The 17,622-nt window shown below is 69.0% G+C and carries 13 protein-coding genes; 5 read left to right on the forward strand and 8 right to left on the reverse strand.

Annotation, left to right across the window (positions count from 1 at the left end):
- Positions 1-103: 103 nt before the first annotated feature.
- Positions 104-670, forward strand: a complete 567-nt coding sequence (locus tag AB0P03_RS26765; protein ID WP_363631263.1) for a hypothetical protein — start codon at positions 104-106, stop codon at positions 668-670.
- A gap of 305 nt (positions 671-975) precedes the next feature.
- On the opposite strand, the gene AB0P03_RS26770 is transcribed toward AB0P03_RS26765, so the two are convergent.
- Entirely contained in the window at positions 976-1,251 is a 276-nt protein-coding gene (locus AB0P03_RS26770) for an HU family DNA-binding protein (RefSeq protein WP_363631265.1), read from the reverse strand.
- A gap of 359 nt (positions 1,252-1,610) precedes the next feature.
- Here AB0P03_RS26770 and AB0P03_RS26775 point away from each other — a divergent pair, with 359 nt between their 5' ends.
- Complete coding sequence (locus tag AB0P03_RS26775) at positions 1,611-5,042, forward strand: AAA domain-containing protein (RefSeq protein ID WP_363631266.1); 3,432 nt, start codon at positions 1,611-1,613, stop codon at positions 5,040-5,042.
- Positions 5,029-6,432 (forward strand): phospholipase D-like domain-containing protein, encoded by a 1,404-nt coding sequence (locus AB0P03_RS26780; RefSeq protein WP_363631267.1) that lies wholly within the window; start codon positions 5,029-5,031, stop codon positions 6,430-6,432. Before AB0P03_RS26775 ends, AB0P03_RS26780 begins: the two co-directional genes overlap by 14 nt.
- Here the strand turns inward: AB0P03_RS26780 and tgmC are convergent.
- The 6 genes from tgmC to AB0P03_RS26810 all read right to left on the reverse strand — a co-directional run bounded on the left by tgmC (position 6,429) and on the right by AB0P03_RS26810 (position 13,362).
- Positions 6,429-7,568: an ATP-grasp peptide maturase system methyltransferase gene (gene tgmC, locus AB0P03_RS26785; RefSeq protein ID WP_363631269.1), complete on the reverse strand. Its 1,140-nt coding sequence runs from the start codon at positions 7,566-7,568 to the stop codon at positions 6,429-6,431. The genes AB0P03_RS26780 and tgmC overlap by 4 nt on opposite strands.
- Positions 7,565-8,536 (reverse strand): ATP-grasp ribosomal peptide maturase, encoded by a 972-nt coding sequence (gene tgmB / locus AB0P03_RS26790; RefSeq protein ID WP_363631271.1) that lies wholly within the window; start codon positions 8,534-8,536, stop codon positions 7,565-7,567. Before tgmB ends, tgmC begins: the two co-directional genes overlap by 4 nt.
- Positions 8,536-8,859: a putative ATP-grasp-modified RiPP gene (gene tgmA / locus AB0P03_RS26795; RefSeq protein ID WP_363631273.1), complete on the reverse strand. Its 324-nt coding sequence runs from the start codon at positions 8,857-8,859 to the stop codon at positions 8,536-8,538. The genes tgmB and tgmA overlap by 1 nt, the downstream gene beginning before the upstream one ends.
- Before the next feature lie 234 nt (positions 8,860-9,093).
- A complete protein-coding gene (locus AB0P03_RS26800; RefSeq protein ID WP_363631275.1) occupies positions 9,094-11,304 on the reverse strand; it encodes a hypothetical protein in 2,211 nt (736 codons plus the stop codon).
- A gap of 530 nt (positions 11,305-11,834) precedes the next feature.
- Positions 11,835-12,539, reverse strand: a complete 705-nt coding sequence (gene fabG / locus AB0P03_RS26805) for a 3-oxoacyl-ACP reductase FabG (protein ID WP_363631277.1) — start codon at positions 12,537-12,539, stop codon at positions 11,835-11,837.
- Positions 12,540-12,564: 25 nt separating this feature from the next.
- Entirely contained in the window at positions 12,565-13,362 is a 798-nt protein-coding gene (locus tag AB0P03_RS26810; protein ID WP_363631279.1) for a helix-turn-helix domain-containing protein, read from the reverse strand.
- Positions 13,363-13,547: 185 nt separating this feature from the next.
- Between AB0P03_RS26810 and AB0P03_RS26815 the strand changes: the two genes are divergently transcribed.
- Positions 13,548-14,492 carry a helix-turn-helix domain-containing protein gene (locus tag AB0P03_RS26815; protein ID WP_363631281.1) on the forward strand — a complete coding sequence of 315 codons (945 nt, stop codon included), beginning with the start codon at positions 13,548-13,550 and terminating at the stop codon, positions 14,490-14,492.
- A gap of 173 nt (positions 14,493-14,665) precedes the next feature.
- Positions 14,666-15,835, forward strand: coding sequence for a hypothetical protein (locus tag AB0P03_RS26820; protein ID WP_363631283.1), 1,170 nt, complete (start codon positions 14,666-14,668; stop codon positions 15,833-15,835).
- A gap of 324 nt (positions 15,836-16,159) precedes the next feature.
- On the opposite strand, the gene AB0P03_RS26825 is transcribed toward AB0P03_RS26820, so the two are convergent.
- On the reverse strand, positions 16,160-16,543 hold the full coding sequence (locus AB0P03_RS26825) for a hypothetical protein (protein ID WP_363631285.1): 384 nt from the start codon (positions 16,541-16,543) through the stop codon (positions 16,160-16,162).
- Positions 16,544-17,622 lie beyond the last annotated feature (1,079 nt).

Consider the following 17,622-nt stretch of genomic DNA (forward strand, 5'->3'; position numbering starts at 1 on the left):
TGAGAAGAGGGAAGAGGGCGGGCCTGCACCATCGCGGGTGCAGGCCCGCTGTAAGGCCTCCCGGGTGGTGGTGTGCGCGGCCCAGAGCGGACAAACGGACAGAATGAACGGCCCCCATAACATCACCACCGACTCCGCACCGCCCGCAGCGAAGGCCAGCGGTGCACGCCGGGTACTGCTCAGCCGCACCGGAGTCCTCAGCACTTCCGCCACGGCCATCACCGGGCTGAACGAATACGAACACGCCCTCGCCCAGTTGATCGCCATCGAACACACCTACGAAAGCGCCGCCGAGGAACTCGGCTGCTCCATCGCTAGGGCTTCCAACACCATGTCCAGGCTGATGCACCGCCACGGCCGCAGCGACCGCACTCGCACCATCGCCGACCTCATCACCACCGGGCTGCTCGACACCACTGAGCTGCGCGCCGCGCTGCCCGACAAGCTCCCCGACCTTCCCCCGCGCATGCTCCAGGTCCTCACCCTGCTCGCCACCCACGAAGTCCGCACCGTCGCACGCCTGGCCGGTATCAGCCAGGACACCATCGGCAGCGTCATCACCCGAGCCGTCACCGCGATAGGCGCCGGCAGTCGCACCCACGCCGTCGTCACAGTCCTCCTCCTCAGCCGACCGGACCTCGCCGAATCCGGTGGCGTGCGGCGAGACTGATCGAGTACCCACGCCAGTACACCGCCGACGGCAGTCCGCCGTTGTACCTGGCCGGGACCAGTGCCGGCCGCCCGGGCTGGGAGGCCGGGCCTTGGAGCGGGCGGAGTCGCTCGGCGAGCACCGGCCGGCCCGGGAACTGTCGGACTGCACGGGGTCGCTGCGTGAGGTAGCGGAGGGCTTGGTGGGGGAGCCAGCTGGCTGCGCCGGTGGTTCCGTCGCGGTGACACCCCGCGCTTCGGTCGGCGGTTGATCTGGCGGCGGCCAAGGCGGCCCGGGTCGGCGAGGCGCGCCCGGGCCGCGGCTTGCTACTTCGCGGCGGCCTTCAGCTTGGAGCCGGCCGTCACCTTGGCGCTGTAGCCGGCAGCGATCTCGATCGGCTCACCGGTCTGCGGATTGCGGGCCGTCCTGGCGGCGCGGTGGGTGCGCTCGAAGGTCAGGAAACCGGGGATCGTGAGCTTCTCGTCGCCCTTCCTGACGACCTCGCCGACGATCTCGGCGAACGCCGACAGCACTGCGTCGGCATCGTTCTTGGAGACCTCGGCACGGTCTGCGATTGCTGCTACGACCTCGGTACGGTTCATCGTGCTGCTCACTTTCGATCACGGAGTTGGGTTCCACCGCATGTTGCCAGATGCCTAGGACAGTCCGGTGAGCGGGAGGAACCGGCACGCCGGGCGTGACGGTACGAAAGGCCGCGTTCGATCTCTACCGAACAACGTCCTGGCAGGCCCGCTCCCGCACCCTGGACCACCTCGTCTCGCTCCTGCCATCGGATTCGGTGTCCGCGCCGATTCCGGCCAGGGTTTGCGGCATCAGGGCCGGAACCGGCGCGCACCAGCACGATGAAGCGCCGATCGGCCGAATCGTCCAACCGAGGTGGCCCTGGCTGGCAGGATGGCGGGACCGGCGTGTTGCCACCGGTGCTGGACAAGGAGAGTGCGTGGGATCACAGGTGATCAACGGTCGATTCCTGCTACTGGGAGGTAGCGCGCGAAGCGGCGGCCTGTCGGAGGTCCGCAAGGCGGTCGACACATCCAGCAGCGACAGCGACCGGCAGTTCGCTGCGGTCAAGCTACTGAAGCGGCGCGACGACGAGATCACAAAAGTCTTCCTGGAACGAGAGACCACCGCGCTCAAAGCCCTCGAGCACTCCCATATCGTGCGGATGCTGGACTCAGGCTGGGACCCGCTCCTGGAGCGCTACTACATCGCACTGGAGTGGGTGGAACGCAGCCTGAAGGACGATCTGCAGGCTGGCCGACCCGTCGGCTGGGACTCCTTCTTCGAGCGAATCGGCAAGCCACTGGCGAGCGCACTGGCGCACGCGCACTCCCTGAACATCGAACATCGCGACCTCAAACCGGGCAACGTGCTGCTCACCGACGCCGGAGTGCCCAAGCTCGCGGACTTCGGAATCGCCAAGATCCGCTCCAAGGTCGCCGTGAACGACGAGACCGTCGCCGAATACCGCTCCAACCTGTACTCCCCACCGGAGCAGGAGGACGCCGTCCCCTATGTCCGGGACGTGTTCGGCTACGGCGTCCTCGCCATCCAGACGCTGTCCGGCAGCAAGGCCCGCGACTACCCCGACCTCGTCCCAGCCCTGGACGAACTGGACCTCGCCACCGAATTCCGCGAGATCCTGCGCTCCTGCATCGACTTCGACCCGCGGCAGCGCCCGGCCAACGCTGCAGTCCTCGAACAACGGCTCCTGGACGCCGAGCACATCTGCGCAGGCCGCCAGTCCCGCAGGAGCAACTTCCTGTGGCTGAAGCTCACCCGCTCCGCCGCCGAGAACCTCAGCGAGACCCCCAAAGACGCCGAACCGGACTGGGCCCGCGCCAAGGCCGCCGTCCTCGCCGACCTGTCCGGCACCGTACACGTCGACTACGGCTACAACCCCCAGACCGAGGAGACCGACCAGAGCACGCTGCGCCTGTTCGGCAACTCGTGGTTCCTGCGGCTGCGCGCCGACGACCAGTACCCCGAACGCGTCGTCGTCGTCCAGGCACTCACCAAGTCAGAAGAGTGGATGACCCGGCAGCGCAAACGCGTCCTGGCACTGCCGCCGATCCTCACCTGGACCTTCGACGACCCGGGCGAGGAACCCGCCTATCAGGGCCGCAACCTGCTCCTCGACCACCTCGACGACCACCTCGCCCGGCCCCAGAAAGCAGACCACGACGACCAGGAACACAGCCTCGGAGACCTGTTCGAAGGGTGGCGCAGACTCCTGGACGCCCGCGAGGAGGTCGCCGCCGGCGGACGCCAGATCCTGGAGTACGACCGGGTCACCGGAAACGGCCGCACCAGGGTGTTCCAACTGGCCAAGCCCGGCACCGCACCGCCGGTCGGCGAGGAATGGTCCATCGCCCCGTTCGCGCAGGCCCGGCCCGTAGAACGCGGCGAAGTGACGGTCCAGTCCGAGGAGACCGTGGCGATCCGCTTCGCCCGCCCCACCATCCGAGTGCCCGACCGCGGCGTACTGCTGCCCTTCCTCGGACCCAGCCAGCAGGCCCTGAACCGACAACGGGACGCCCTGGCCACCATCATGGCCGGACAGAGCACCAACCGGCTCCTGCGCGACATCATCGACAGCCCCGCCGCCATCGCCTCACGCCCGCCCGCCGACGTCACCCACTGGTTTCGCGCCGACCTGGACAAGAGCAAACGCGACGTGGTCCTCCATGCCCTCGGCTCCCAAGACCTCCTGCTCGTCGAAGGACCGCCCGGGACCGGGAAGACGACCGTCATCGCCGAGATCGTCGAACAGACCCTCAAACGCGACCCAACCGCCCGCATTCTCATCGTCAGCCAGACCCACATCGCGATCGACAACGCGTTGCGCCGCATCGAGGAGGCTGGCGTCCAGGGCCTCGTGCGCCTCGGGCGGCCCGACGACCCCAGGGTCGCCGACAGCGCCCAGCACCTTCTGCTGGACCGCCAGGTCAAGAAGTGGACCCAGCAGGTGCGGGCCCGCGCGGAGTCCTACCTCGACGGTGTCGCCACCCGCGGCGGCCTCGAAGCACGCCACCTCAAGGCCGCCCTCACCCTGGAAGAACTCGCCTCGGTCGCCGCCGATCTGAACCACGTCACCCTCAAGCTCGAAGAGCTCAACAACAGGCCCGCGCCCGAACGCACCACCTCCGCCCGCGACCTCGGCGAAGAACTCGTCACCGTCCGGGCCCGACGCGACCAGCTCACCGACCAGCGCCACGAGCTGTACACCGAGGCCCAGCGCGTTCTCGCCGGCGACCTCACCCTGCGCGAGAACCTCACCCCCGCAGAGGCCCGCGACGCTGTGGAGGCACTCCTCGGCCCCGCCGGCAGCGGCCGCGACCTGATGCGGCTGCTTCGGCTGCAGGGCCAGTGGCTGCAGCGTATCGGCACCGACCAGGACCTGCTCGCCGAGTTCCTGCGCACCCGGCAGGTCGTCGGCGGTACCGCGATCGGCTTCCTGGGCCACCCGGCCGCACGGGACCTCGAGTTCGACCTGTGCATCTTCGACGAGGCCTCCAAGGCCACCGCCACCGAAGCCCTCGTCCCACTCGCCCGGTCCAAGCGCTGGGTACTGGTCGGCGACACCCGCCAGCTGCCGCCCATCGACGAGGACCTTCTGCGCGACAAGAAGATCATGGCCGACTACCAGCTCATCCCCGAGTTGGTGACCACGACCCTGTTCCAGTACCTGGCGACCCACACCAAATACCCCGTCCAGCACCTGCTGCGCGAGCAGTACCGAATGACCCCGGCCATCGGGAACATGATCTCCACCTGCTTCTACGGCGAGAAACTCCTGTCACCCAACCCCCACACACTGCCCGGCTACGACCAGATCAACAAACCGGTGCTGTGGCTCGACACCGCCAAGCTCCCCACCCGCCGCGAATCCGAACGCACCAGCACCGAGACCAGCATCTCCAACCGCACCGAGGCAAAGCTCGCAGTCAGGCGCCTGGAGACGATCGACAAGGCCATCGACCGGCAGCTGATCAAGACCACACCTGGCCACAAGCTGGACGTCCTGGCCATCGCCCCATACGGCCGGCAGGTCGAAGAACTCAACCGGCAGCTGGCCGAGGTGAGGCTCAAACACCTCGCCGTCGAAGTGCTGTCCGTCGACGCCGTCCAGGGCCGCGAATGCGACCTCGCGGTCTTCTCCGTCACCCGCAGCAACGACCGTTCCGACTTCGGCTTCCTCGGCCAGCCGTACTGGCGCCGCATCAACGTCGCACTATCCCGAGCCCGATTCGGCCTCATCGTGGTGGGCGACGCCACGTTCTGCCGCAGCAAGCCCGGCGCGCTGCGCGACGTCCTCGACTACATGTCCAGCCACCCGCAGGAGTGCGAGATCCGCGATGCCTACCTATAGCGACAACAGCCTCCTGCACATCCGCCTCCACAACGACCGCCAGGGCCTGGAACTCGTCGCCATCGTCGACGCCGGCATCCCCGTCGCCCTGGTCACCGCCGACATCCTTGCCCAGGACCGCAAACCGCTGCCCCTGCTCAAGGAGTTCGTCCTCCACCTCGTCGGCGAGAACGTCGACACCGAGGACGCCATCGCCGGAATCCTCGGCCTGCCCCAACGGATGGTCAACCACACCATCGCCGGACAGTTCTCCGATGACCTCCTCACCTACGCAGCGCCCCGGCTCGGGACGGGTAACCAGCCACCCGCCCGCCGACTACGCCTGACCGCCCGAGGCCAGCAGACCGCCCGCGACATGGCCGCCATCACCCCCGTACGGGTCGACCAGCCACTCGTCTACGACCAGCTCCTCGGCAAGGCCAAGCCCTACGACCGCCACACGATCATCCCCCACCGCCAGGCCGAGGAAGAAGGCGTCCTGCTGCTGCCCGCGCCCCGAGCCGGGCTCGTGGAGGCCAGCGACATCCCGGTCACCGACATCAACGCACTGCTGCGCGAACGCGGGACCACCAACCGCGAAGTCCTTCTCGTCCGCAAGGCCACCCAGGCCAAAGCCCGCCGCGTCATGCCGGCCAAGCTCCTCGTGTACGCCGACCCCGAGCGCACCGACATCCAACTCGGCGTCGTCGTCGACGGCGAGCTCAGCCACACCCACGAGATCGCCCTGCTCAACCACGGCGGCGCCAAGGCCCTCGGCATCCAGGTCGAACCCGCACCCGAACGCCCCGCCCTGACCCCGGAACTCGAACGCGCCCGCATCGACCTGCCACAAGTCACCCGGCTGCGCGCCGAACAGGCCGCCGCCCAACTCGACACCGAACAGCTGCAGGGCCAGAGCCAAGCCGGACTCGCCATACACCGAGACCAGGTCCGCGCCATCAGCGTGTTCGAACACCCCGAACTGCTGGACGAAGCCCTCACCCGAGCCCGCCAGCGGATCCTGATCATCTCCCCATGGATCAAGAACGCCATCATCACCACCGACTTCCTGAGCAAACTCGAGGCCCGGCTCAAACGCGGCACCACCGTCCACATCGCCTACGGCTACGAGGAAAACGACACCAAGACTGACCCCACCGCCGTACGCAAGCTTGAGAACTTGGCCCACCGCTACCCCGCCAAGCTCACCGTCGCCCGTCTGAAAGCCACCCACGCGAAGATCCTCATCTTCGACGACACCTGGATCGCCACCAGCTTCAACTGGCTCTCCTTCCGCGGCGACCCCGACCGCACCTACCGCATGGAAGAAGGAACCCTCGTCAGCAACAAACCCGCCGCCGACGACCAGTACCACCGCTACATCGAACTGATCGACCAGGAACGCCGCTAGACGGGGAGGTTCCAGGCGGGACCGTCCTCGGCACCGAGCCACACACGCTGGCCGTCGCCGTCGATGGTGATGCCGAAGCCCTCCTGGTGCGGGGCGCCGTGACGCTGCCACTGCTGGATGGCGGCCTCGACCTGGTCCCAGAGCCGCAGGGGCCCGCGCTGAACGACAGTCCAGCCGCCGTCGGGGTTCGGCGTGGTACGGGCGTGGGAGCCGGTGGCGACGTCCATCAGGATCTGGTGGCCGCCGGCCCCCAGGATCTCGGCGGAAGGGGCGGCGAGCTGCGCCACCCACTTGCCGGTCCAGTCGGACAGGATCGCAGGATCGACCCCAGCCGGTTGTTCGTCCCCGGCCATGAGGGTGAGGCTGCCGCGCGGGGGCCGGTCGTGCTGACGGGCGATCATGAAACTGATGTACCCGGGCAGGAACCGGCCGCTGGCGCACCCCGGCTCGGTGACGGTCAGCAGGGCCTGGCCGAAACCGAAGCTCCATCCGGAGAAGGTGGCCAGGATCTTCCCGCCGGGCCGGACCTGGTAGAGCCAGGGCAGGGGGAGGGTGCGCACCGAGCAGGTCGCGATCAGGCGGTCGTACGGGCCGCCGTCCTGGTACCCGGCCAAGCCGTCACCGACGACCAGGGTGGGCGCGAAGCCGGCGGTCTTCAGCGACGCCGCGGCGCGCGCGGCCACCCCCTCGTCGACCTCGACGCTGACCACGTTGCCGTCCCCGAGACGGTGGGCGCCCAGGGCCGTGGAGTAGCCGGTGCCGGTGCCGATCTCCAGTACCCGGTGGCCGTCTTCGACACCGAGCTGCTGCCACATCTCCAGGACCAGGGAGGGCAGCGTGGACGACGACGACGGCAACCCGGTGACCGGCCCCTCGGCATCGGCCGGCCGAAGATGGCCGTCGAGCTGGGTCACCAGCGTCTCGTCCGAGTAGACGGTCGACAGGAAGCCGGGAGCACCGGGTAGGACCGGCGCGTAGGCGGTCGGTACGCTCTCCGGCACCGGTAGGAAGTACTGATCGACGAACGCCTCGCGCGGTACGGCCGCGACGGCGGCCCGCCACTTCGGATCGGTGAGGACGCCGTCCTCGGTGAGTTCGTCGGCCAGGGCGGCACGCAGTTCGGCAGGGCTGCTCACGGGGTACGGCCTCTCTGGAGTTCGTCGGCGATGGCCTCCGCGATGGCGTCGGTCGTCGCCGCCGGGTGGAAGGCCCACTGCCCGTTCGGATTGCACTCGAAAAAATGCCAGGCGCCACCGTGATCGACGGCGAAGTCGAACGCGCCGAAGACCAAGCCGAACGCATCGAGGTAGCGTGCCACCGGTTCGGCGACGTCCTCGGGCACCGGCACCGGGGTATGGGTCATCAGGTCCTGGCGCCGCCGCCAGTCCAGGTCCGGACTGTCGATCCGGGACGCGAACAACCGCCCGCCCACCGCCGTGAGCCGGACATCGAAAGCCTTGTCGACCATTGCCTGGAACAGGTGCGGGCAGGCCATGACGGCATCCGTGATCTCCTCCGCCCGCACCTCGGCCACCCACGCCTGCAACGGTTCCCCGCCCTCCCCGCAGTACGGTGAGTTCCACAACGGCTTGTACACGGCACCACCGGCCTGACCCGCGCAGAACTCCCGCGCCTCCCGCGCGCTGGTCGTGATCACCGTCGCCGGCACCCGAAAACCCACACGCAGAGCCGTGGCGAGCTGCGCCGCCTTGTGCTCGGCCTCACGCACGCGCCACGGGTGGTTGACGTAGTGGGCACCGGGCAGGGACGCGAGGACGCCGCCGACACCCCAGTACGCCTGCGAGCGGGCGAACACCGCGTCCTGGCCGTCCATCCCCTCCGGCGCCTCGTACGCCGACGGACGGCGGAACCAGACGGAACGGACCAGGTCGAGGTGGAGCGTGCGGGTGGGAGTGACGAGGGTGCCGTGCTGTCCGCCCGCGAGGTAACGGGCGGACAGCACGGCACCGGTGTGGAGATCGACACCAGGATCCGCCCTGACCACCGGAACACCCCGCCCGGCCAGGACACGCAGTACCACGTCGGCCGTGACGTCGTAGGGATCGGTGAGGACCAGGACGGCCCGCTGCCGGTCCTCCGGCATCAGCGGGTGCCCTGGTCCTGGTCGTTCGAGGTCATGGTGTCCACGTCGGTCGGCTGGTTCTGCTTTCCGCTCTTGCCGTCACCGCCGCCGGTGCTCGTCGGACCGGTCGCGTTCGTGCTGGTCCCGTGCGCCCCGAGTTCGATCTTGCGGCCCTGGTCGTCGAAGTACACGGCTACCTGGGTCTCCGGGTCGATTACGGCGGTGAGCCGGGGCACGGGCTCGGTCTCCTGAAAGGGCCCCATGCGGGTGGTACCCCATGGCGGTACAGATGCTCGGGTCAATCCCGTCCTCCTCCACGCGGTGCCGCCGGCCAGAAGCGGCATCCCAAGCAGACTCCCACAGCAAGTAGTTGAGGGCATGCATACCGTAACGGCGATTTCCCTTTCGCGTAGGGGACACTGCGGTTTCGGCTGAAACTGCCCGCCTTGGGGTTCTGGCACGAACCACCACGTAGCACCCCAGCCCTACCGCACAGGGGATCCAGCCAGAGCAGGGCGCGCACCGCGTCCGTGTCGGCCAGAGCCGCCTCCCGAGCATCGGCAGTGAGTGTTCGGCAGTCAGTCTTCGTTCACAGGAGCGGCGTTGCACATCCCATCCTCGTCGGGTCCGGTAGACCGCGGCGTGGATGGTGCACTGACCGCTGTACGCCAGGTCGGACAGGCGGAGGAACGGTGGGCTGCGGCTGTGCTGGACCGGGCAGCCACCGACGAGCGGATCCTGGTCACCGTGGCCATGCGGTGGTCGAGTAGGAGCCTGGCCGCCCGGTCCGCCGCTGCCGTAGCCGCTGCCGCAGCGGCCCGACGGGCGGCGGAAACAGAGCCGAAGCGGTGTCTGGAGCGCATCATGGCGGCGTAGGCGCCGCGGGACTCGGCAGCCACGGTAGGCGAGTGTGCGAATCGGAGAAGGGCGTCCTGGCGGTAGCGGTCGCGCATGAAGGCCACGGCGAGCAGCTCACTAGCTTCCGCGATCTGCATGTCCTCGGTGTCGTTCCGGGCCTCGTGCCGGACGCTCCTCAGTTCCGAGCGGGTCCGCTCCCAGACCGTGCGGACGCTGGTGTAGTCGCGCAGGTCGGCGTGGGCAGCCAAGGCGAGGTTGATGCACTCGCTGATACCGGCCTTGATGGCCCGCCCTCGCGAGCAGCCCGGGCACAGCCCCGCCGCGTCAGAGGCACCACAGTCCGGGCAGGGCGCGGCCAGTCGGGCCGGCTCCGCCCGGACAGCACCGATCTGCCGGACCTCCAGGCCTTCGGCTTCTGATGCAGCCAGCCCGGCGACCGCGGGCCCGGACCGGCTCCCGGCAGGTGTACTGCCATGCCGTGACCGGCTGATCAGGCCTTCGGCGAGATACCCGCACGCGGCACACTCCAGGCCTGTTACGACATCGACCGCGCTCTCGCATTCGACCCGCCGGCAATCGCTGATCCGGCGAAGCCCGATCCTGACCAGCCATCCGTACGGGCTGGCGATCGAGGCGGCGGAGGCGAACCTGAACCGCAGGCGCCGCGCGACCCGCCCGGCATCGCCCGCGACGTCCCGGACCGCCGCACCAGCGGCCCGAGCAGCCTCCCGCTGCTCCCACGCGGTCATCCGAGGCAGCAGAGCGGCGGCTTCCTGCAGCACGCGGTAGACCGTCTTCGACAGGCTGAGCTGCGACAGCGTCGCCTTGGACCGGTGTTCAGGCGTGCGAGCGGGCCTGAACGTGGCCGGCACCGCAGTGGTTGGGGCGTTGCCAGGCCGCGTCTGGACCATACCGGGTTTCCTCGCGTGCGCACGCGCTCCACCGGCAATGGTGGGAGCCCCGGTCTCGGCTTCGCCGGAAACACCATCCGCGACATCAGCCTGACCTGGGCTGCCGCGGTGACCGGCGTGAGAGGCGTGAAGGGCTTCACCAGCGCAGTTCTCTGCGAACTCGGCGCTGCCGGGCAGGCCCGGTCCCGCTACCTGCGGGGGCGTGGCGGCAGAGCGCCTGCGTGGCCGCGTGACAGCAGCACCGGTGGTGCCCTGGGAAACGGAGGCTCGACGCCTGGCGGCCTTCAGCGTCGCCCAGTCCTCCACGACGTTCGGCACCACTATGGCGCTGCGCTGGTGCAGCTGACTACGGGTCGCCCATCTGACCAGGCGGATCGTGTCGGCGCTCTGGAGGCGCTGGAGGACCCCTGCAGCGCCCGCAGGGGTGCAGTTGTTGCCGAGGAGCCTGGCCAGCGTCGCCGCGGCCCGTCCACGTTTGCACACCCGGCCGGAGCACAGCCGGACCCGCCCGTCGGGCCGGGCCTCCAGGACGAGGAGGAGCAGGGCGAGCCGGTCGGTGGGGGCGCCGCGGCCCGTGCGGGAGGCCAGCAGCCCGGGCGGGGTCTCGCGGCCGTCCCGGTGGTGCCAGCCCGGGCCGAAGAGCCGCTCGATGAGGCGCAGGAGCGTGGCCAGCGCGGGGCGGTCGAGGGCGAGCGGGTGGAGGCGGTCGCCCGCCCGCAGTGCCGCGATCTGCTCAGGGACTCCGACGAGCAGGCCCTGTACGGTTCCGGCCTCGCGGAACCGCTGGCGGGTGACGAGCGTGGATGCCGCTCGCTGGCGGGCGAGGGACTGGTGGACGGCGGAGGCGGACACACCGAGCCAGCGGGCGAGTTCGGGGGCGGCCGAGGTGGTGGCGCAGGTCCGGGCGAGTTCGGCCTTGGCGATGGTGACGATCCGCAGCAGCCGGTCGGTGTCGTTCAGACGTGTCGTCGTTGGCGAGCGGAGGACGGCGTGAACGGCCGCCCGAAGGCGCAGCCTCATCGGCTCGTCCAGCCGTAGAGGTTCCAGTCCCACGGGGGACCTGACGGAGTCAGTGCCTTCATCCGGGATACGGCGTGTTGACTGGGCGTCACAGGCGGTAGATCTGGTACCGGGCGCGCTTGCGCCTGCGTGACAAACCGGAATGGTTTCAGGCATCATCGAGGTGTCTCTGCTGGAGGTGGAGGCAGCACGACCCCTGGGGCCTGCGATCGCTCCCAGGGCTGGCATGGCCTGTTGGACCCGCCCGTGACCGGGCGGTACACCGGGTGGCAGGTCCTCTCTGGAGGACGGCCGCCCGGGTCGTCACCGGAGATGACATGAGCGCGAACTCGGTCATCCGCCAGCGGTGATGCGAGGGGCGTGCCGCCGGAACCGGTGCTGGTAACACCGGTGTGCAGGCGGCAGCCCAGCGGCCCGTGCTCTCACAGAGCGGGCCGCACGGCGCGTCAGATCATGATCAGCCTCTCATCTCGTCCCAGATCCTGGTGCAGGTGGCCCAGCCGGCGGCTGCGGCCAGTCGGCGTCGGGACTCAGTGACCCATGGACACGCCGCCGTCGACGGCCAGGACCTGGCCCGTGATGTAGCCGGCGTCCGGAGACGTGAGGAACAGGGCCGCCCGCGCGATCTCCTCCGGGCGGGCCAGCCGTCCCAGCGGTACCTGAGCGGCCAGGCCCTCGACCTTCTCCGCGCCCAGCGTGTTGAGCATCGCAGTGTCCGTCAGGCCGGGGGAGAGAGTGTTCACCGTGATGCCCCGGGGCGCGAGCTCGCGTGCCAGTGATCGGGCGAAGCCGATCAGACCCGCCTTGGAGGCGGTGTAGTTGGACTGTCCCGCCTGCCCGTAGAGGGCGGACGCGGAGGAGATGAACAGGATCCGGCCTTCGCGGCGGCGGATCATCCTGCGGGCCGCCAACTTCGCCACCCGGTAGGCGCCGGTGAGATTGGTGTCCAGCACCGAGGTGAAGTCGTCTTCGGACATCGTGAGCAGCAGCTTGTCGCGGGTGATTCCCGCGTTGGACACGAGAACCTCGACCGGGCCGTGCTGCTCTTCGACCGCGGCGAACGCCGTTTCGATGTGGTCGGGCTGGGTGATGTCGCAGGGCACGGACAGGAAGCCGTCCGGAGCGGGAGTGGAGCGGTAGGTGATCGCGACCCGGTCACCGGCGGCGTGGTATGCCTGCGCGATGGCGAGGCCGATGCCCCGGCTTGCGCCGGTGACAAGGACTGAACGGCTCATTGAATGTTCCCCCAAGGCCTATGAATCAGCTGGCGTGCTGCATGATCGGCATGATCTGACGCTGTGCGCGGTTGTGCTCCAGTCGCCGGGACAGGGCCGCGGCGGCGTCCATCGTGGCGTCGGCCAGGCGCTCGGCGCGTCGCTGCAGGTAGGCGTCAGGGGCGAGGAGACTGACGGAGCCGACGAGGACGGAACCGCGCCACAGCGGTACAGAGAGCATTTCCCACCCCGTGACAGGCGACTGCGTGCGTGCGTAACCCTGGATCTTGATACGCCTCAGGACCGCGTTGCCGGCGCTCAGGTCGTCGAGGTTGGCGAGCATGACCAGGCCCGCGGCGTCCTGGTGCAGAGGTGCCCGACGAAGGACAGGTCCCGCGTCGGAGGTCGCCAGCGCGGCCGCGAAGTCGTGGCGGTTGCCGTGGGCGATGTCGACGCAGATCCTGCTGGGCATGCCCAGCAGGAGGTGGCTGTGCAGGGTGACGACCTGGTTCGTTCGGCGCTGCAGGTGGCCAAGTTCCTCGGAGATTGCCCGGGAACCGGCGGGCAGGGCGGTTAGCGAGTCCTGGCTGTGCCCGGTGGCGCCGGAGTGGGCGACGGCGTAGGAGCCGTAGGTCGGCTGGACGAAGGTGCGCGTCCGCACGCCGGACTGAAGGATGCGGTGGGCGGTGGAGCGTGTGAGCCCGCTGCGGGCGATCACCTCGGCGAGCGTGTGCGAGCCCGGGCCGAGCTCGAGCAGTACTTGAAGCACCCTGTAGGCGCGTTCCGCAGAGCTGTTCTGTTCGTGATCATGGGCTTGAAGCCCATGCGGCGGCTTCGGCATCATCAGGCCCCCCAGGTCTGTGAGCGTGTGCGGTTATTGCGACGAATGGCGAAAGGAGCTGCCAGACCGTCCCGTGGTCTTAAAGATGTAGTCGAACTGGCCGCCGTTGGCCAGGAAGGCACCCTTCCGGAAGTTGCACGCCAGGAAGGCTTACCTGAGCGCCGTCGCGGCCTGGCAGACAGCGATGCTTGGGCGATGAACCGCGCCGGGCGGCCGTCGCCGAAAGATCAGGAACAACGTCGGCGACGGTCGTCGGCGCCTGGGAAAAGGGGGGAACGTCAGTGATGACCGCAGGTCAGGGGAACAACGAGGCAACGGCTCTGCCGGACCAGAAGGAACTGTTCCAGGCTTTGCTGGCAAGATGCCGGCGCGCCGTCGATGCGGGCCCGCCGGCGGAAGCCATCACGACCCGGGGCAGGCGCCGTACCGGCCTCTCACAGGAACGCACAGCCTCAATGCTCGGGGTGTCCGTCCGGTCGTACGGCGACTTCGAGCGCGGCCTGGTCCGCTGGGAGCCCGAGGACATGGACCGCGTGGCCACCACGCTGCAGATGAGTGCCCACGAGCGGCACGCGATGTTCCTCCTGGCCACCGGGCAGGAACCTCCGCAGCCGTTCACCAGCCAGCTCACCTCGGTGCCGGCCTACCAGTTGGCACTCGACTCCAGCGTCCTGCCCGGATACCTGTCCAACCGCTCCTGGGACATCGAACTGACCAACCAGGCGTTCCGGGAAAGCTGGGCCGAAACGGAGCCGCCGGACAACGTCATGCGCTATATCCTGCTCAACAAGGACGTGAGGGACACCATTCTGCTGGACTGGGACACCGGATGGGCACTGCCCTTCCTGCGCCAGCTGCGCGCCGCGCTGGCCGTCTCACCCTGGGATCCGGGTCTTGCCGAACTTCAGCGTGAACTCGAGGGCGCGGTCGCGACCGACGCGCCACTGCGCGAGCTCCTGGAGCTCTCGATGGACGACGAGTACATCCACCCGAACGGCGACACACGCCTGTTCAACCACCCGACGTGGGGCCCGACGCTGATCACACTCTTGATGACCCGCCCCCTAGACGCGGCCTCTGGCTACCGGTTCGTCTTTCTCGTCCCACCCAAACCAGTTGACCAGATGCCCTGACCCGAACAACCCGGACACGGGCGACAGAGCACCGGACCCGTGACCGCAACCGCCAGCCCTCACCTGGGCGTCGTCACCTCAGCGACAACCCCTGTGCCTGACCGGCACCGAGGAAACCTGGCGACGACCGCAAGCGACGACGGACCCCTACGGCGAACAAGGAGAAGCAACCCGTGCCCCCATCCCCCGCAGTACTCATCGTCGGCCCGAGCCGGGACCACGAAGCTGACCTGCGGAGCATTGCCGAGACCCTCCCGATCACCTTCCACGACCCGGCCGCGCACTGGGGCCGATACGACGCGACCACGCCCGCCAGCATCGCCACTGACACCGATGCCGAACCGCCGGCAGGACTGCTGGCCCTGACCGCAGAGGCCCTGCCCCAGGCCGCCGACCTGGCCGAATCACTCGGCGTCCGAGGCCCCTCCAAGGCGTCGGCCGCCGCGTCCGCAGACCGCTCCATCGCACGGACCCTGCTCACGGAAGCGGGCCTACCCATCCCGAGGGGCACCCGCGTCGACTCCCATCAGGACGCAGCCGCCGCGGCACAGTGGACCGGGTACCCCGTCGTCCTGCGCCCCCTCGCGAACCTCGGCCACTACGGCGCAATCCAGGCCAACACCCCCGAAGAACTCCACACCGCATGGACCGTCGCACACACCGTCGCCCTCGCGGCACACACCGCACCCGGCGCCGTCCTGCTCGAGCAAGCCCAAGACGGCGACCTGATCACCCTTCAGACCATCACCACCAGGCACCGAACCCAGGTGGCCGCAGCAGTCCGGACGGCGTTCACGGGCCACCCCCTGCTCCAGCCCTCCTGCCACCTCGTCACCGCCCAGGACATCGACCAGGACCTCGCACAGCTCGCGACCCGCGCTATCCAGGCCATCGGAGTCGAACAAGGCGCAGGGCACGTAAACATCGCGTTGACCCCGCTCGGCCCGGTCGTCACCGACACGGCCGCCCACCTGCAGGGCGACAGCGTCCCCGAACTCGTACGACTGGCCACCGGCGTGGACCTCCTCCTCGCCGCCATCCACACCGCCACCGGCCAGGACCCCGACATCACACCCACCCGCAGCGCAAGCGCAGCCGTCGCCCTCATCCGTGCGGAGTCCTCCGGCACCGTGACCGGCCAGTACGCCGACCCCGACCAACTGCACGCACCATGGATGACCAAGCTGAACTGGGAGACCAGCCTGGGCGCAGCGGTCGGGGCGCTGCCAGCCTCGGCTCTGGCCCGCTGCGTCGTCACCGGACCGGACCCGGACATGTGCCTGTCCAACCTCGCGCAGGCCCGCCAAGCCATCCAGGTGACCATCCTGCCGACGACCAGGTAATGCGACCTACGGATACGGGCAGGGGTGTCAGGCGGTCCAGGTCGGACCCGGCCAAGGGCATCCGCTGCTCAGTCGCACGGGCGTTCACCATCGCGACAGGGTCGTGGCCGGTGACCTCGTCCGAGGCCCGGTGGAGGGCGTCGATTGCGAGGACCGGGTAGTCGCGGATGTCGTGGGTGTGGGCCTTGAGCGCGGTTCCCCAGACAGACGGTGAAACGCTTACCTACCGACTACCGTGACCTCACCGTCGTCGACCCCGGGCCTGACGCAACCTCTCCAGGGCCGTCCGGACCGACCTGCGGATGGTGATCCGCGCGATAGAGGTCATGTCCCCGTGCCGGTGTCGGCATCCGGCCCCCCTTCGTCACCACCGGTACCTCCCGCAGAGGTATCTCCGCCCACGGCTGCGCCTTCGGCATCCAAGACCATCTGCTCCAGCGCCGCGTTGCTCAGGCCCTCGCCCGCCTCGGGTGCGGAGGCCAGACGATCCGCGACCATCGTGGCGTCAGCCTCACCCGCCGCTTCCAGCAGCCGTCGAAAACCGTTGAAGGAGACCAGCACCGCCTGCGGTACACCCTCCTGCCCGATCACGATGACGGACGACTCCTCCTGCGCGAGTGCCTTGACCAAGCTCCGCAAGGTGCCCGCAGCCCGGGACGGCGAAATCATCTCCGAGGAAGCCATGTTGGGGTTCATTCCGATGTCCATGGGCCAACGGTAGCGAGCCGCCAGGCGGCTCCGACGCCCCGCCACGGGCAAGGCCCGAGGCCCTGCGGGCGCGGCCACACCCGGACACCGTCCACCCGGTCGGACCTTCGCTGCATGACCCTCAGCCAGCGGATCCCGCCAGGCGGAACACCGTTGACGGCGACGCCGATCTCATCCCGCCCCACGGGAACTTCATCACCATCGGCCTGCGACGGGACTGCGCCACGTACTTCCCTGGGACACCGAAATCACAGGCCGTCCTCAGGGAGGCAACGCATGGGGCAGCAACCGACCGCGACACTCGTCGCACTCTTCCTGACCGGCGTGGTCATGGTCGCTGCCGGCATCTGTGGATCCCGACCCCGCGCCCGAGTTCTGCCCAAGTCGTCCGGCCAGCCCAAACCCACAGGCCCGGCCCTGTGCGGCCCGTTGGCGTGACGTGGAAGGACAAGCCGTCGCGCTGACAACCGATTCCGGGACAGAACCCGCGACCACCAGCGACTCCGAGCCCGCAGAGCTCGCCCCCGAACACCTGCTCCTACTCCAACGACTGGCCGCTGATCGCGCCGCCCGCCAGACCACCGCGCCACCCGGCACGGAACGGCCACTCACCGCGCCAGTCCAAGTAGACATCGACGACCTCGTTCAAGAGAACGAACGCTTGCGTACCTACGTGGCCGTCCTGGAAGCGGCTGTGACCGTTCTCCTCGAATCAGGTCCAGCTCCAGATAACCCGGCCCAACCTTCGCCCGGTTGAGCCGATGGGGACGCTGCTGCCGAGAGTCCGACCAAAGCGGAACGGCCATCCCGGACAACGGGAACCCCAAACCAAACCCGGCCCCTGCTTCCCGCACAGCGGGATCCGAGCATCCACGCCCGTAGCCCGCAGGATCCACACCCCACACCGTAGGCCCAGTGCACCACCGCACAACCGACGGTCGCCGCAGAGCAACACCTGGCAGACCGAGAACGGGCGCCGATCTGAGAGGGCGGTTCGTGAGTTGATGTCCGCTTTGGCATGAGGTTGAGAGGACTGCTTGTCACGAGGCTGCGGGCGGCTGTGGCCGGCGAGGGTTGCA

This window comes from Kitasatospora sp. NPDC088779 (assembly GCF_040685395.1).
Taxonomy (GTDB): domain Bacteria; phylum Actinomycetota; class Actinomycetes; order Streptomycetales; family Streptomycetaceae; genus Kitasatospora.

What these genes read in the sequence shown, in the direction of transcription:
- AB0P03_RS26765 (WP_363631263.1), top strand. Translation starts at nt 104, where the DNA reads ATGAACGGCCCCCATAACATCACCACCGACTCCGCACCGCCCGCAGCG.
- AB0P03_RS26770 (WP_363631265.1), bottom strand. Translation starts at nt 1,251, where the DNA reads ATGAACCGTACCGAGGTCGTAGCAGCAATCGCAGACCGTGCCGAGGTC.
- AB0P03_RS26780 (WP_363631267.1), top strand. Translation starts at nt 5,029, where the DNA reads ATGCCTACCTATAGCGACAACAGCCTCCTGCACATCCGCCTCCACAAC.
- tgmB (WP_363631271.1), bottom strand. Translation starts at nt 8,536, where the DNA reads ATGCCGGAGGACCGGCAGCGGGCCGTCCTGGTCCTCACCGATCCCTAC.
- tgmA (WP_363631273.1), bottom strand. Translation starts at nt 8,859, where the DNA reads ATGCCGCTTCTGGCCGGCGGCACCGCGTGGAGGAGGACGGGATTGACC.
- AB0P03_RS26800 (WP_363631275.1), bottom strand. Translation starts at nt 11,304, where the DNA reads ATGAGGCTGCGCCTTCGGGCGGCCGTTCACGCCGTCCTCCGCTCGCCA.
- fabG (WP_363631277.1), bottom strand. Translation starts at nt 12,539, where the DNA reads ATGAGCCGTTCAGTCCTTGTCACCGGCGCAAGCCGGGGCATCGGCCTC.
- AB0P03_RS26810 (WP_363631279.1), bottom strand. Translation starts at nt 13,362, where the DNA reads ATGATGCCGAAGCCGCCGCATGGGCTTCAAGCCCATGATCACGAACAG.
- AB0P03_RS26825 (WP_363631285.1), bottom strand. Translation starts at nt 16,543, where the DNA reads ATGGACATCGGAATGAACCCCAACATGGCTTCCTCGGAGATGATTTCG.